14 protein-coding genes are annotated in these 13,598 nt (G+C 69.6%); 12 read left to right on the top strand and 2 right to left on the bottom strand.

Annotated elements, in window-relative coordinates:
• The first annotated feature begins 153 nt into the window (after positions 1-153).
• Entirely contained in the window at positions 154-1,266 is a 1,113-nt protein-coding gene (locus tag NKJ47_RS12980) for an ABC transporter ATP-binding protein (protein WP_254458285.1), read from the top strand.
• A gap of 30 nt (positions 1,267-1,296) precedes the next feature.
• On the opposite strand, the gene NKJ47_RS12975 is transcribed toward NKJ47_RS12980, so the two are convergent.
• Entirely contained in the window at positions 1,297-2,163 is an 867-nt protein-coding gene (locus NKJ47_RS12975; protein ID WP_254458284.1) for a YgfZ/GcvT domain-containing protein, read from the bottom strand.
• Between NKJ47_RS12975 and NKJ47_RS20770 the strand changes: the two genes are divergently transcribed.
• The 9 genes from NKJ47_RS20770 (at position 2,065) to lolD (ending at position 8,715) form a co-directional block, all read left to right on the top strand.
• Positions 2,065-2,373, top strand: coding sequence for a DUF1674 domain-containing protein (locus tag NKJ47_RS20770; RefSeq protein ID WP_307550945.1), 309 nt, complete (start codon positions 2,065-2,067; stop codon positions 2,371-2,373). The genes NKJ47_RS12975 and NKJ47_RS20770 overlap by 99 nt on opposite strands.
• A gap of 60 nt (positions 2,374-2,433) precedes the next feature.
• Entirely contained in the window at positions 2,434-2,826 is a 393-nt protein-coding gene (sdhC, locus tag NKJ47_RS12965; protein ID WP_254458283.1) for a succinate dehydrogenase, cytochrome b556 subunit, read from the top strand.
• Positions 2,823-3,209, top strand: coding sequence for a succinate dehydrogenase, hydrophobic membrane anchor protein (gene sdhD / locus NKJ47_RS12960; protein ID WP_254458282.1), 387 nt, complete (start codon positions 2,823-2,825; stop codon positions 3,207-3,209). The genes sdhC and sdhD overlap by 4 nt, the downstream gene beginning before the upstream one ends.
• A gap of 29 nt (positions 3,210-3,238) precedes the next feature.
• Entirely contained in the window at positions 3,239-5,029 is a 1,791-nt protein-coding gene (gene sdhA, locus NKJ47_RS12955) for a succinate dehydrogenase flavoprotein subunit (protein ID WP_254458281.1), read from the top strand.
• A gap of 111 nt (positions 5,030-5,140) precedes the next feature.
• Entirely contained in the window at positions 5,141-5,923 is a 783-nt protein-coding gene (locus tag NKJ47_RS12950; RefSeq protein WP_017908442.1) for a succinate dehydrogenase iron-sulfur subunit, read from the top strand.
• A gap of 127 nt (positions 5,924-6,050) precedes the next feature.
• Positions 6,051-6,299 (top strand): succinate dehydrogenase assembly factor 2, encoded by a 249-nt coding sequence (locus NKJ47_RS12945; protein ID WP_254458280.1) that lies wholly within the window; start codon positions 6,051-6,053, stop codon positions 6,297-6,299.
• Positions 6,250-6,702 carry a hypothetical protein gene (locus NKJ47_RS12940; RefSeq protein ID WP_254458279.1) on the top strand — a complete coding sequence of 151 codons (453 nt, stop codon included), beginning with the start codon at positions 6,250-6,252 and terminating at the stop codon, positions 6,700-6,702. Before NKJ47_RS12945 ends, NKJ47_RS12940 begins: the two co-directional genes overlap by 50 nt.
• Positions 6,703-6,725: 23 nt before the next feature.
• Complete coding sequence (locus NKJ47_RS12935; RefSeq protein WP_254458278.1) at positions 6,726-7,970, top strand: lipoprotein-releasing ABC transporter permease subunit; 1,245 nt, start codon at positions 6,726-6,728, stop codon at positions 7,968-7,970.
• A 37-nt stretch (positions 7,971-8,007) separates the two neighbouring features.
• The gene (lolD, locus tag NKJ47_RS12930) at positions 8,008-8,715 is read left to right on the top strand and encodes a lipoprotein-releasing ABC transporter ATP-binding protein LolD (RefSeq protein ID WP_429002419.1); all 708 of its coding nucleotides are present in this window, start codon (positions 8,008-8,010) and stop codon (positions 8,713-8,715) included.
• Positions 8,716-9,158: 443 nt separating this feature from the next.
• On the opposite strand, the gene NKJ47_RS12925 is transcribed toward lolD, so the two are convergent.
• Positions 9,159-10,223 (bottom strand): SDR family oxidoreductase, encoded by a 1,065-nt coding sequence (locus NKJ47_RS12925; protein WP_254458277.1) that lies wholly within the window; start codon positions 10,221-10,223, stop codon positions 9,159-9,161.
• A 260-nt stretch (positions 10,224-10,483) separates the two neighbouring features.
• Here NKJ47_RS12925 and NKJ47_RS12920 point away from each other — a divergent pair, with 260 nt between their 5' ends.
• Positions 10,484-13,036, top strand: a complete 2,553-nt coding sequence (locus NKJ47_RS12920) for a DNA internalization-related competence protein ComEC/Rec2 (protein WP_254458276.1) — start codon at positions 10,484-10,486, stop codon at positions 13,034-13,036.
• On the top strand, positions 12,930-13,598 hold the full coding sequence (locus NKJ47_RS12915) for a MotA/TolQ/ExbB proton channel family protein (protein ID WP_254461420.1): 669 nt from the start codon (positions 12,930-12,932) through the stop codon (positions 13,596-13,598). Before NKJ47_RS12920 ends, NKJ47_RS12915 begins: the two co-directional genes overlap by 107 nt.

The raw sequence follows: 13,598 nt of genomic DNA, 5'->3' as shown, positions 1-13,598 counted from the left end.
GCTCGATGTTGCCCCGTGAAAACGGTTACATGGCAGAATACCGCATCGCGCTGCATTGTTGCCTGTGCGCAGCCACGATGCGACGCGAATTCGTATGCACTGCCTTCGGGAGGGACCGGCGGCAGCCCGTTCCTCCTGCCGGAAACCGGATACATGGCGAAAGTACAACTGGACAACATCCGCAAGGTCTACGACAACGGCCAGGTCGCCGTGCACGGGGCCAGCTTCGAAGTGGCCGACGGCGAACTGATGGTGCTGGTCGGGCCGTCGGGCTGCGGCAAGTCCACGCTGCTGCGGATGATCGCCGGCCTGGAGGAGATCAGCGGCGGCGAGCTGCGCATCGGCGAGCGCGTGGTCAACGAGGTGGCGCCGAAGGACCGCGACATCGCCATGGTGTTCCAGAGCTATGCGCTGTACCCGCACATGACCGTGGCCGAGAACCTGGCGTTCGGGCTCAAGCTGCGCGGCGAGAGCAAGCAGGTCATCGCCCAGCGCGTGGCCGCCGCCGCCGACACCCTGGGCCTGACCCCGATGCTGGACAAGCTGCCGCGCGCCATGTCCGGCGGCCAGCGCCAGCGCGTGGCGCTGGGCCGCGCGCTGGTACGCGAGCCGGCGGTGTTCCTGCTCGACGAGCCGCTGTCCAACCTGGACGCCAAGCTGCGCCATTCGGTGCGTACCGAGATCGCGCAACTGCACCGCAAGCTCGGCACCACCATGATCTACGTCACCCACGACCAGGTCGAGGCGATGACCCTGGGCCAGCGCATCGTCGTGCTCAAGGACGGGCTGATCCAGCAGATCGACACGCCGATGGCGCTGTACGACCGCCCGGCCAACCTGTTCGTGGCCGGCTTCCTCGGCAGCCCGGCGATGAACGTGCTGCGCGGGCGGCTGGTTGAGGACGGTGGCCTGCAGCTGCAACTGGACGACGGCGGCCGGGTGCCGCTGCCGGGCGCGCAGGTCGCGCCGCAGTGGCTGGGCCGGGAGCTGGCGATCGGCGTGCGCCCGGAGCATCTGCAGCCCAGCGACGCGGCGCAGGGCGGCTTCGACGCCACCATCGAGGTGATCGAGCCGGTCGGCAACGAGATCTTCGTCAATCTGAGCCATGGCGCGCAGCCGCTGGTGATGCGGGTGGCGCCGCGCGCGCTGCCGGGCCTGGGCGAGCGCCTGCGGGTGGCGGTGCGCGGCGACGCGCTGCACTTCTTCGATGCCGAGAGTGGGGTGCGCCTGGAGGCGCGGGATTCGGGAATCGGGAATCGGGAATAGCAAAGGCAACAGCGCGAAGCGCCGGCGCGCTCAGCGCGCCAGGCCTTCGGTCAGGGGTTGCCAACGTGCGGGGTGGCCGTCGACTTCCAGCCCGGCCGGTGGCGCGTCCTCCAGCGGCAGCACCGCCAGCGCCAGGGCGCCGGCGACGCTGACCACGCTGCCGAACGGCTGGCCGTCGCGCAGCACCGCTGCGTCGGCAGAGACCTCGGCTTCCACCTCCAGCAACTGCACCGCGCGCTTGGCCTTGCCCAGGAAATGGGTGCGGGCGACGATTTCCTGGCCGGGGTAGCAGCCTTTCTTGACGCTGAAGGCGTGCAGCCGGTCCAGGCCCAGTTGCTGCGGCGTCCACTGTTCGCGCTGGCTCGGCGCGAGCCGGGCCAGGCCCAGGCGCAGGTCGGCCGCGCGCCAGGCCGCCGCCAGCGCCGGCTCGGCCGCCGGCGCATCCGCCGCCGGCACCAGGCGCAGCGTGCGCGGCAGGCCGGCGCCGCCCATGTCCAGTTCGATCACGCCGGCCTCATCGCGCGCCCACGCCGCGCCCCGGGCCTGCTCCGGTAGGCTCAGGCCGCCGAACGCATGCAGCGTGTCCTCGACGGTGATGCGCAGCTTGCGCCGGAACAAGAAGCGGCCCAGCGCCGCCGCCAGGTCCTCGGCGCCGCCATCGGACAGCAGCATCAGCAGGGCGTCGTCGGCCTGGCGCAGCAGCGCGAACACCGCGATCACCCGGCCCTTGGCGGTGAGCCAGGCGTTCCATTGCCAGCGGCCGACCGCCAGCGCCTGGACGTCGTTGGCGAACTGCGCATGGGCGAAGGCCACCGCATCCGGACCGCGCAGGGCCACGTATTGCAGGTGAGGCAAGGCGGAAAAACCGCCGCGATCGAGATTCAGGTTGTCAGGCACGAGAGGGGAGGACTAAAATCGATGCGTTGTGAGACCCGCATGATAGGCCAACCAACCCCCACACCCGAGTCCGATCCCGAAACGCAGCGGCCCGCCGAGGACACTCCTCCGCAGGCCGAGCCTGCGCCGCGGGAGATCGGCGGACGCGGCGGCCTCGAGCCGACGCGCTACGGCGACTGGGAGAAAAACGGACGCTGCATCGATTTTTGAGCAGCTTTGAGCCAACGCGGCCTTAAGCACGCCGCCCAGCCGAGACAACGAGCCAAGCGCATGGCGACCCGTGAACGTCCTCTTTCCCCTCATCTGCAGGTCTATCGCTGGCAGATCCAGATGGCCACGTCCATCCTGCACCGTGCCACCGGCATCGTGCTGTCGGTCGGCGCGCTGATCATCGCCGCCGCGCTGTTGGTGCTGATGCTCGGCCCGGCCTCCTGGAACTGCTTCCGCGGCATGGCCGGCGCCTGGTACGGACAGGTGTTCCTGTTCGCCTGGAGCTGGGCCTTCGCCTACCACCTGTGCAATGGCCTGCGCCACATCGTGCAGGACTTCGGTCATGGCTTCAGCATTCCCGCGTTCGTGCGCAGCAGCTGGATGTCGGTGATCGGCAGCCTGGTGATCGTGGCGCTGATCTGGGCCTACGTCCTCAACGGAGCTTCCGCATGAGCCGCTACCGCACCCCCCTGAAGAACGTCCGCGGCCTGGGCGCGGCCAAGACCGGTACCGAGCATTTCGTGCTGCAGCGGCTCACCGCCACTGCGCTGGTCGGCCTGACCGTGTGGTTCCTGGTGTTCGTGCTGAGCCTGCTCGGCGCCGACTATGTCACCGCCACCGAGGCCGTGGCCAAACCGTGGAACGCGGTGTTGCTGGTCGGCTTCCTGATCGCGATGTTCTGGCATGCGCAGATCGGCCTGCAGGTCATTCTCGAAGATTACGTGCACAACTCGCTGCTGGCCCTGGCGCTGCAGACCACGGTGAAGTTCGTCGCCGTGCTCGGCGCGATCGTCGGTGTATTCGCGGTCGCCCGCATCGCGCTGGGCAGCGCCTGATCGGCGCCCGGAACAGGAATTCAGATTCGATGTCCGCTTACAAGATCACTGAACACAAGTACGACATGGTCGTCATCGGCGCTGGCGGCGCCGGCCTGCGGGCGACCTTCGGCCTGGCCCAGAAGGGCCTGCAGACGGTCTGCCTGACCAAGGTCTTCCCGACCCGTTCGCACACCGTGGCCGCGCAGGGCGGCATTTCCGCCGCGCTCGGCAACATGGGCGAGGACGACTGGCGCTACCACTTCTACGACACCATCAAGGGCTCGGACTGGCTGGGCGACCAGGACGCCATCGAGTACATGTGCCGCGAGGCGATCCCGGCGATCATCGAGCTGGAGCACTACGGCGTGCCGTTCAGCCGTACCGAGGACGGCAAGATCTACCAGCGTCCGTTCGGCGGCATGACCACCAAGTATGGCGAAGGCCCGTCCGCGCAGCGCACCTGCGCCGCCGCCGACCGTACCGGCCACGCCATGCTGCACACGCTGTACCAGCAGTCGCTGGCGCACAACGCGCGCTTCATGATCGAGTATTTCGCGCTCGACCTGATCTTCGACGAGGAAGGCGTGTGCCGCGGCGTGCTCGCCCTGGACATGGCCGAAGGCTCGCTGCACCTGTTCCGCGCCCACGGCGTGGTGCTGGCCACCGGCGGCTACGGCCGCGCCTACTTCAGCGCCACCTCGGCGCACACCTGCACCGGCGACGGCGGCGGCCTGGTGATGCGCGCCGGCTTGCCGATGCAGGACATGGAGTTCGTGCAGTTCCACCCGACCGGCATCTACGGCGCCGGCTGCCTGATCACCGAGGGCGTGCGCGGCGAAGGCGGCATCCTGCGCAACAGCAGCGGCGAGCGCTTCATGGAGCGCTATGCGCCGCACTACAAGGATCTGGCCTCGCGCGACGTGGTGTCGCGTTCGATGACCATCGAGATCCGCGAAGGCCGCGGCGTCGGCGAGCACAAGGACCACATCCTGCTCGACCTGACCCACCTCGGCCCGGGCGTGATCGACGAGAAGCTGCCCGGCATCGCCGAGAGTGCGCGCATCTTCGCCGGCGTCGACGTGCACAAGCAGCCGATCCCGGTGATCCCGACCGTGCACTACAACATGGGCGGCATCCCCACCAACTACCACGGCGAAGTGGTGCGCAAGGACGGCGACAACCCCGATGCGGTGGTGCCGGGCCTGTACGCCATCGGCGAGGCCGCCTGCGTGTCGGTGCACGGCGCCAACCGCCTGGGCTCCAACTCGCTGCTCGACCTGGTGGTGTTCGGCCGCGCGGTGGCCAACCGCTGCGCCGAGACGATCAAGACCGGCGCCCCGCACAAGGGCCTGCCGGGCGACGCCTGCGACAAGGCGCTGGGCTTGCTGGACAAGCTGCGCAACGCCAACGGCAGCACCCCGACCTCGGTGATCCGCGACAAGATGCAGCGCACCATGCAGTCCGACGCGGCGGTGTTCCGCACCAGCAAGACGCTGAAGGAAGGTGTGGACAAGATGGCGGAGATCTTCGCCAGCTTCGAGGACGTGAAGGTGTCCGACCGCTCGCTGGTGTGGAATTCCGACCTGATCGAGACCTACGAGCTGAACAACCTGCTGCTCAACGCGGTGGCGACGATCAACTCGGCCGAGCAGCGCAAGGAAAGCCGCGGCGCCCACGCCCACGAGGATTTCCCCGACCGCGACGACGAGAACTGGCAGAAGCACACGCTGGTCACCGTCGACGACAAGGGCCAGTGCAGTTTCGACTATCGCCCGGTGCACATGTACACGCTCAGCAAGGACGTGGACGTGGTGCCGCCGAAGCCGCGCGTTTACTGACCACAGCCGGGAAACGGGAGTAGGGAATCGGGAATCGAGAACAGCGCATGCGCTCTTCGCTCCCGCTTCCCATTCCCCATTCCCCAATCCCCATTCCCGGATTTTAAAGCCATGGCAGAGTTCACCCTCCCCAAGAATTCCAAGATCGGCAAGGGCAAGCACTTTCCCGCCAAGGGCGCGAAGAACGTGCGGACCTTCAAGGTCTACCGGTGGAATCCGGACGACGACAGCAACCCGCGGACCGACACCTACGAGGTGGACCTGGACGCGTGCGGCCCGATGGTTCTGGACGCGCTGATCAAGATCAAGAACGAGATCGACCCGACCCTGACCTTCCGCCGCTCGTGCCGCGAAGGCATCTGCGGGTCGTGCGCGATGAACATCGACGGCACCAACACGCTGGCCTGCACCAAGGCGATCAGCGACTGCGGCAAGAAGGAGGTGCCGATCTACCCGCTGCCGCACATGAGCGTGGTCAAGGATCTGGTGCCGGACCTGACCCACTTCTACGCGCAGTACGCCTCGATCAAGCCGTGGATCCGCACCCAGACGCCGCCGCCGCCGGACCGCGAGCGGCTGCAGTCGCCGGAGGACCGCAAGAAGCTCGACGGCCTGTACGAGTGCATCCTGTGCGCGTGCTGCTCGACCAGTTGCCCGAGCTACTGGTGGAACGGCGAGCGTTACCTGGGCCCGGCGATCCTGCTGCAGGCCTACCGCTGGATCATCGACTCGCGCGACGAGGACACCGGTGCGCGCCTGGACGATCTGGAAGATCCGTTCAAGCTGTACCGCTGCCACACCATCATGAACTGCGCGCGGACCTGCCCGAAGGGGCTGAACCCGGCGCTGGCGATCGCCGAGATCAAGAAGCTGATGATGGCGCGCCGCGCCTGATCGCAGCGGCGTACGTTCCAAGCGGCGGGCCTGCCCGCCGACCGCGCGGCACCGGCTTTCGGGTTCGGTGCCGCGTTCGTTTTCGGCGGCTGCCGTGCGGCGCCGCCCCCAGGCAAGGGCGCATGCGATGGACGAGACCACCGAACTGAAGAAGCTGCGCTGGCGCTGCCGGCGCGGCATGCGCGAACTGGACCAGCTGTTCGGCCGCTACCTGGACCGGCGCTGGGCGCAGGCGTCCGAGGAAGAGCGCGGGGTTTTCCTATACCTGCTCGATTGCGAGGACGATAAGTTGTGGCGCTGGTTCATGGGCTACGAGGCCTGTCCCGATGCACGCGCCGCCGATCTCATCGCTTCCATCCGCGCCATGCCGGCTTGACTGGCGCCCCTCGCGCTGGCTGCTGGCCGCGTTGACCCTGCTCGGCGCGCTGGCGCCGCTGTCGCTGCTCGGCTCCGACCTGCCGCCGCGCCTGGCCTGGCCGGCGGCCGCGCTGGCGCTGCTGTACGCGGCGTGGCTGCTGCGCCGCGAGGCCCGGCGGGCGCCGCGCACGCTGCTGCTTCCCGCCGGTGCCGGCGCGGCCAGCGTCGACGGCGCGGCGGTGAGTGACCTGCAGGTCGCCTGGCGCGGGCCGCTGGCGTTCGTGCGCTGGCGCGACGCGCAGGGGTGCACGCAGCGCCTGGCGTGGTGGCCGGACACGCTGCCGGCGGCGGCGCGACGTGAACTGCGTCTGGCCGCTGCTGCCCGTGCCGCTTCGTCTGCGCCGCCGCAAATGGCACCATAGCGCTCCCTGGACGGTGGCTGCGCATGTTCAAACCCTTACCCGTGGCGATCGGCCTGCGCTATCTGCGCGCCAAGCGCCGCAACAACTTCATCTCCTTCATCTCCATGGCCTCGATCCTCGGCATCGCCCTGGGCGTGACCGTGCTGATCACCACCCTGGCGGTGATGAGCGGCTTCCAAAAGGAGATCCGCGACCGCCTGCTGCAGATGGCCGCGCACGCCACGGTCAGCGCGCAGGGCGCGCCGATGCAGGATTGGCAGCACGCGGTGGACGTGGCCATGCGCGACAAGCGCGTGGCCGGCGCCGCGCCCTATGTCGAGGAAGAGGCGCTGCTCACCGGCCAGCGCAACCAGCCGGCGATCGTCCGCGGCATCCTGCCTAAGGAGGAGGCCAAGGTCTCGGTGCTGGCGCAGAAGATGAAGCAGGGCTCGGTCGACAGCCTGACTCCCGGTTCCTACAACATCCTGCTCGGCCAGGAACTGGCGCTGTGGCTGGGCGTGGGCGTGGGCGACAAGGTGGTGGTGATGCTCGGCGAGCCGCAGGCCAGCCCGATGGGCATGGTGCCGCGCTACAAGCGCTTCACCGTCAGCGGCATCTTCGAGGCCGGCTACAACGAGATCGACCGCGGCCTGGCGGTGACCAGCATGCCCGACCTGCAGCGGGTGCTGCGCATGGGCGACGGCGTCACCGGCGTGCGCCTGAAGCTGTACGACATGGACCAGGCCTGGAACGTGGCGCGCGACCTGGCGCTGAACCTGCACGGCCCGTACATGGTCAGCGACTGGACCCGCGAGAACGCCAACCTCTACCAGTCGCTGAAGATGGAAAAGACGGTGATGGGCATCCTGCTGTCGCTGATCATCGCGATGGGCGCGTTCAACCTGGTGTCCTCGCAGGTGATGCTGGTGACCGACAAGCAGGCCGACATCGCCATTCTGCGCACGCTGGGGCTGAGCCCGGGCGGAGTGATGCAGGTGTTCATGGTGCAGGGCACGCTGATCGGCGTGATCGGCACCATCGCCGGGGTGATCGGCGGCATCGTGCTGACGCTCAACCTGGAGCGGATCCTGGCCGGCATCGAGGCGGTGTTCAACATCAAGCTGCTGCCGGAGGACGTCTACTACATCACCGGCCTGCCCACCGACATGCAGCCGCACGACGTCATGGTGATCACCATCGTGGCGCTGCTGATGAGCTTCCTGGCCACGCTGTATCCGGCCTGGCGCGCGGCGCGCACGCAGCCGGCGGAGGCGCTGCGCTATGAATGAGGGCCGGGAATCGGGAATGGGGAATCGGGAATCGGGAATGCAGAAGCCACAAGCGGAGGCGGCGATCCGCGCCGAAGGCCTGGCCAAGACCTACGCCGAAGGCAAGATGCGCACGCCGGTGTTCGACGGCCTGGAGCTGAGCGTGGCGGCGGGCGAGACCGTGGCCATCGTCGGCGCCTCCGGCGCCGGCAAGAGCACCTTGCTGCACCTGCTCGGCGGCCTCGACGTGCCGACCTCCGGCGAGGTCTACGTGGCCGGGCAGCGCATGTCGGCGCTGACCGACGCGGCGCGCGGGCAGCTGCGCAACCGCTCGCTGGGCTTCGTCTACCAGTTCCATCACCTGCTGCCCGAGTTCACCGCGCTGGAGAACGTGATGATGCCGGTGCTGCTGGGCGGTGCACCGATCCAGGACGCCGATGCGCGCGCGCGCGCGCTGCTGGAATCGGTGGGCCTGGGCCATCGCCTGGAGCACAAGCCGGGCGAGCTGTCCGGTGGCGAGCGCCAGCGCGCCGCGGTGGCGCGTGCGCTGGTCAATCGTCCGGCCTGCGTGCTCGGCGACGAGCCGACCGGCAACCTGGACGACAAGACCGCGGCCAACGTGTTCGCGCTGATGCTCGAACTCAACCGGGCGCAGGGCACCAGCCTGGCCCTGGTCACCCACGACCGCAGCCTGGCGCGCAAGCTGGACCGCGTGCTGGAACTGCACCAGGGCAAGCTGCGCGAACTGGCGCCTGCCGACGTCTGAAGGAGCGCGGCGGCGGCTGCACTGCGCCGCCGCATCGCGCGTCGTCGGGCGATGGCACATGTCCGGCGAGCGCCAGGGTCTGAAGGCGCTTGCGATGCGTCAGCGCGTGGTCACTACGCTTCCTGCCGCAGCCACTGCAAACACGCCGCACGATGCTGTCCTGCTAGCCGGTGCACTACGTCGTCGGGACTGAAGTCCCTCCCACACGGCACCCGACGGCCACGCAATAGTCGCTGTGGGAGCGGCTTCAGACGCGACGAACGACGCCGGACACATCGCCGGCCTGGTTGACTGTCGGCTTCGAGACTCCTCCTTCTCGAGCGTCTGCCTTCAACGTGCCTGGCGCTGGCGCCACGGTGTGGCATCGCGCGTCCATGCAGGACGCGCCCCTTCGCGATCGCCCCTTTCCAACACAACGATGGCGCCCGACCGGGCCTCGTCCGTCAGGGAATCACTCGCTGCGCGCGCAGCCGCGTGAACAGTTCCAGGAACGAGGCGCGGCTGTCGTAGTAGCCGAGGAAGCCCAGGTCGCGGCTCTTGGTCATGTCGTTGACGCATTCGATCTCGCGGCCGAGGTCGGCGTCGGTGTGCCACCACGAGGCAAGCTGGTTCACGTCCGCCTGCACCAGTCCATGGCGTTCGGCGATTTCGCGCCACAGGGCCGGCGCGGTGTCCTGCAGGCGCGGTTGCAGCGGCATCGGTGCATCGGGGTAGGGGGCAGCGTCCAGGCCGAAGAACGCGGCGATCTCGCCCCACATCCAGCGCCAGCGGAACACGTCGCCGTTGACCGTGTTGAACGCCTGGTTACGCGCCGCAGGGCTGGTCGCGGCCCAGGCCAGCTGGCGGCCGAGCAGGCCCGCATCGGTGAGGTCGGTGAGGCTGTCCCACTGCGCGCGCGAACCGGGGAACACGAACGGCTGTCCGGTGTGCTTGCACAGCGTCGCATACACCGCCAGGGTCACGCCCATGTTCATCGCATTGCTGCCGTTGGCCTGGCCGATCATGGTGTGCGAGCGATGCACGCTCCAGCCGAAGCCGTGGCGCGCGGCGGCGTCGAACAGCAGGTCTTCCAGCGTGTAGTAGAAATTCTCGCCAGGCTGCCGCGGTTCGCTCTCGCGGAACGGCGTCTCCGCCTTGCCGCTGCCGTAGTGCTCGAACGCGCCCAGGTAGTGCTTGGTGCCGGTGACCAGCGCCATGTGCTGCAGCGCCGCGCCGTCGAGGCCCTCGCACAGGTGCCGCAGCATCGCGCCGTTGGCGGCGACGTTCTCCTTCTCGGTGTCGCGCCGCGTCCAGGTGCAGAAGAACACGTGGGTGATCGGCAGCCCGCGCAGCGCGGCCACGGTGGCGTCGCGGTCGAGCAGATCGGCCGCCACGGGAATCACGCCGTCCTGCTGAACCGGGCGGCGTGCCAGCCCATAGACGGTCCAGCCGTCGGCGACCAGCACGTTGGCGAGGTTGTAGCCGGAGATGCCAGTGACTCCGACGATCAGAGCGATGCCCTTGCGCATGCGCGCACTCCTTAAACGACGTTGGGCATCGCACCATAGACGCAAGGCGATGAAGCTGTGGCGAACTGCGCCAGGACTGTGACGCGGCGCGCGCTCGGGCGTCAGGCAAATTCTGACGCGGTGTCGCGGCGTAGACCGATGGTCCGCGTCGCGAGGTGATGCGACGCTGGCATTGCGATCGCGACGGTGTTGCGCGATGCGCATGGCGTGCGGCGGCATGTCGCTGTTTTCGATCCGTGGATGCCAAGGAGGGCAAGCACATGCAACCGTCTGCAGAGGCCGTGCCGCGCCGAGACGTCGCCGCCGCTTTCGCCTCGCGCTGGCCTGCATTGGCGCCGTTCGGTCCTGCGGTCGCCGCCAGTCTCGCCGCCGGCGTTTTGGCCGCTTTGTGGCTGCCGCGCCTGCCGCCTTGGCCGCTGGCCGTGGCGATCCTGCTCGCCGGGGCCTTGCTGTATGTGGCGGCGCCACGCTGGCGCTGGCTGGGGGCGATCGCGATCGGCGCCGGCTGGCTGGCGCTGGTCGCCGGCATGGTGCTGGCGCGGCAGTTGCCGGCGGACTGGGAAAAACGTGTAGTTGCCGTCCGTGGCCAGGTGGCCGAACTGCCGCAGGCCGAAGCCCGCCGCACCCGCTTCCTGTTTCGCGTGGACGCGGATACGGCGCAGCCGGCGCCGTTGCGTGGGCGCCTGCTGCAACTGGCGTGGTACGACGACTTCGGCGCCAGGCAGGTGGGGCCGCGTGCTGCCCTGCGTGCCGGCGCGCGTTGGCAACTGCAGGTGCGCCTGCGCGCGCCGCGCGGCCTGAGCAATCCTGGCGGCTTCGACGCCGAGGCCTATGCGCTGGCGCAGCGGATCAGCGCCAGCGGCTATGTGGTGGCGCCGCATGGGGCACTGCAACTGGCGCCGGGGCAGGGCATCGACGCCTGGCGCGCGGACATGTCCGCACGCATCGCCGCGGCCGTGCCGCAGGCCTCGGCGCGCTATGTGCAGGCGCTGGCGCTGGGCGACACGCGGAGGCTGGACGATCGCGACTGGCGCATCCTGCGCGCTGCCGGGCTGACCCATCTCATCGCCATTTCCGGCTTCCACGTCGGCCTGGTGGCCGGGGCCTTCGCGCTGCTCGGTGGCGGCCTGTGGCGGTTGTGGCCTGGGTTGGGGCGCTGGTGGCCACGGCGACAGGCCGCGGCCGCGCTGGCCCTGCTCGGCGCCGGCGGCTATACCCTGGTGTCGGGCATGGCCCTGCCGACCGTGCGCACCGCGCTGATGATCGCGGTGGTGGTGGCGGCACGGCTGTGGCGGCGGCCGGTGCGGGTCGCCGACGCACTGGCGCTGGCGGCGATCGCCATGCTGCTTTGCGACCCGCTGGCGGTGCTCTCGGCCGGCTTCTGGCTGAGCTTTCTCGGCGTCGCCTGGCTGGCCTGGTGCATGCCCGACGCCGGCCGCGGCTGGCGCGAGACGCTGCGCAGTTTTCTGACCGCGCAGGGCGTGGCCACGGTCGGCCTGCTGCCGGTGAGCACGATGCTGTTCGGGCAGGCCTCGTTGGTCGGGCCGCTGGCCAACCTGCTGGCGATTCCCTGGTGGAGCCTGGTGGTGGTGCCGCTGGCCCTGCTCGGTACCGCGCTGGAGGCGCTGCATGCCGGCGCGGGTGCCTGGCTGTGGCGCCTGGCCGCCGCCTGCTTCGACCTGACCTGGCCATTGTTCGTGGCCCTGGGCGAGAGCCGCTTCGCGCTGCGCTGGTTGCCGGAGGCGCGCGACTGGGCGTTGCCGCTGGCCCTGCTGGGCGCATTCTGGCTGCTGCTGCCACGTGCGGTGCCGGGCAAGCCGCTGGCGGCGCTGCTGTGGCTGCCGTTGCTGTGGCCGCCGCTGGAGCGGCCGCGGCCCGGCGAGGTGGAGTTGCTGATGCTGGACGTGGGGCAGGGGCTGTCGTTGCTGGTGCGCACCGCCCACCACCAGGTGCTGTACGACACCGGGCCGGCGGTGGAGGACGGCTACGATGCCGGCGAGCGCGTGGTGGTGCCGGCGCTGCATGCGCTCGGCGTGGCGCGGCTGGACCGCGCGGTGATCAGCCATGCCGACAACGATCACGCCGGCGGGCTCGGCGCGGTGCGTGCAGCGCTGCCGATCGGTCTGGTCCAGGCGCCGGCCGGCGCACCGTTGCCGGTCGACCGGCCCTGCGTGGCCGGCAACGCTTGGGACTGGGATGGCGTGCGTTTCCGCTTCCTGCATCCGGCGCCGCACTTTCCCTATCTGCGCAACGAGTCCAGTTGCGTGCTGCGCGTGGAGACCGCGCACGGTGCGCTGTTGCTGGCCGGCGACATCGGCGACGTGATCGAGCGCAAGCTGCTCCGCGAGGCGCCGCAGGCGCTGCGCGCCGACGTGGTGGTGGCGCCGCACCATGGCAGCGCGCATTCCTCGCAGCCGGCCTTCGTCGCCGCCACCGGCGCGCGGCTGGTGCTGGTGTCGGCCGCCTACGGCAACCGCTTCGGCCATCCCCATCCGGGCGTGGTGGCGCGTTGGCAGGCGGCTGGCGCCGAGGTTGTCGGCACGCCGCAGGGCGGTGCGCTGCGCGTCTGGCTGGGCCGCGCCGGCCTGCAACTGCGCGAGCGGCGGCCGTGGCGGGCGCGGCTGTGGGACGCGGCGGAGCGGGCGCGGGCGGCTGCTATCCTATCGGCCAGTGAACGAACGGCCGAGCGTGCCGGAGGGTTGCGACGTGTGGGAACTGGTCAAGGCCGGTGGCTGGCCGATGGTGCCATTGCTGCTGTTGGGCGTGGTCGCGCTGGCGATCGTCCTGGAGCGGTTCTGGAGCCTGCGCCGTAGCGAGGTATTGCCGCCGGGACTGGGCCAGGAAGTGCGCAACTGGGCCACGCGCGGCAAGCTCGACCCCACCCATATCGAATCGCTGCGGCGCAATTCGCCGCTGGGCGCGCTGCTCGCCGCCGGCCTGGACGTGCGCAATCGCCCGCGCGAGATCGTGCGCGAGCGCATCGAGGACACCGGCCGGCATGTCGTGCACCGCATGGAGCGTTACCTGAACGCGTTGGGCACGGTCGCCTCGGCCGGGCCGCTGCTGGGCCTGCTCGGCACCGTGGTCGGCATGATCCAGATGTTCCTCGGCATCCTCGACCATGGCCTGGGCGACGTGAACCAGCTCGCCGGCGGCATCGGCAAGGCGCTGGTGTGCACCGCCACCGGCATGATCATCGCGGTGCCGGCGCTGATCTTCCATCGGCATTTCAAGAGCCGCATCGCCGGCTACGTGATCGAGATGGAGCAGGAAGCCACTGCGCTGACCGACGCGCTGGACGGCCATGGCCGTGCCGCGGCGCCGGCTGTGCCGGCACGCAGCGCCGCGCCGAACGCCGCGACGGCCAAGGGCTGA

Source organism: Xanthomonas sacchari, from assembly GCF_024266585.1.
GTDB lineage: Bacteria > Pseudomonadota > Gammaproteobacteria > Xanthomonadales > Xanthomonadaceae > Xanthomonas_A > Xanthomonas_A sacchari_C.
This window is presented reverse-complemented; position numbering and strand designations above follow the sequence as displayed.

What these genes read in the sequence shown, in the direction of transcription:
- NKJ47_RS12980 (WP_254458285.1), top strand. Translation starts at nt 154, where the DNA reads ATGGCGAAAGTACAACTGGACAACATCCGCAAGGTCTACGACAACGGC.
- NKJ47_RS20770 (WP_307550945.1), top strand. Translation starts at nt 2,065, where the DNA reads ATGGGCGAAGGCCACCGCATCCGGACCGCGCAGGGCCACGTATTGCAG.
- sdhC (WP_254458283.1), top strand. Translation starts at nt 2,434, where the DNA reads ATGGCGACCCGTGAACGTCCTCTTTCCCCTCATCTGCAGGTCTATCGC.
- sdhD (WP_254458282.1), top strand. Translation starts at nt 2,823, where the DNA reads ATGAGCCGCTACCGCACCCCCCTGAAGAACGTCCGCGGCCTGGGCGCG.
- sdhA (WP_254458281.1), top strand. Translation starts at nt 3,239, where the DNA reads ATGTCCGCTTACAAGATCACTGAACACAAGTACGACATGGTCGTCATC.
- NKJ47_RS12950 (WP_017908442.1), top strand. Translation starts at nt 5,141, where the DNA reads ATGGCAGAGTTCACCCTCCCCAAGAATTCCAAGATCGGCAAGGGCAAG.
- NKJ47_RS12945 (WP_254458280.1), top strand. Translation starts at nt 6,051, where the DNA reads ATGGACGAGACCACCGAACTGAAGAAGCTGCGCTGGCGCTGCCGGCGC.
- NKJ47_RS12940 (WP_254458279.1), top strand. Translation starts at nt 6,250, where the DNA reads ATGCACGCGCCGCCGATCTCATCGCTTCCATCCGCGCCATGCCGGCTT.
- NKJ47_RS12935 (WP_254458278.1), top strand. Translation starts at nt 6,726, where the DNA reads ATGTTCAAACCCTTACCCGTGGCGATCGGCCTGCGCTATCTGCGCGCC.
- lolD (WP_429002419.1), top strand. Translation starts at nt 8,008, where the DNA reads ATGCAGAAGCCACAAGCGGAGGCGGCGATCCGCGCCGAAGGCCTGGCC.
- NKJ47_RS12925 (WP_254458277.1), bottom strand. Translation starts at nt 10,223, where the DNA reads ATGCGCAAGGGCATCGCTCTGATCGTCGGAGTCACTGGCATCTCCGGC.
- NKJ47_RS12920 (WP_254458276.1), top strand. Translation starts at nt 10,484, where the DNA reads ATGCAACCGTCTGCAGAGGCCGTGCCGCGCCGAGACGTCGCCGCCGCT.